Raw genomic sequence first — 393 nt, forward strand, 5'->3', positions numbered from 1 at the left:
GTATGTAGAGGGTAAATCGCTCAAGGAAATGGTGTTGGAGAACTTAGTAGCGGAACGGATTGCCATCGACAGTTACCGGGAGATCATCCAATACATCGGCGATAAGGATCCGACTACGCGGCGTATTTTCGAAGATATTCTGGCACAGGAAGAAGAGCACGCCGATGACATGTCGGATTTGCTGCAGGGCCTCTGACTGCTTTGCGTAAGAGCGGAACGGTGATGGAACTTCGCCTTGGCACAAGGTTAGGCTGACCCACTTACCACGGGCCAACCATAGGCCGAAAATTTAACTAAAAGCCGGCATTTGTCCCGCGTGAATATCCATTTGCCATGGAGTCGCTTCTTCACCTTTCCGCCCTTCCGGTGGGTTACTTTGGTCGTGGCCAAAGT

Annotated in this window: 1 protein-coding gene; it reads left to right on the plus strand. The window is 51.4% G+C overall.

All coding sequences use genetic code 11. The annotated features are described in order from the left end of the window. The coding region (locus HUN22_RS17795) for a ferritin-like domain-containing protein (RefSeq protein ID WP_302675976.1) at nucleotides 1–196 on the plus strand (196 nt) is incomplete at its 5' end. Between the last annotated feature and the right edge of the window lie 197 nt (nucleotides 197–393).

It is taken from the genome of Acinetobacter lactucae (assembly GCF_013344765.1).
Taxonomy (GTDB): Bacteria; Pseudomonadota; Gammaproteobacteria; order Pseudomonadales; family Moraxellaceae; genus Acinetobacter; species Acinetobacter lactucae_A.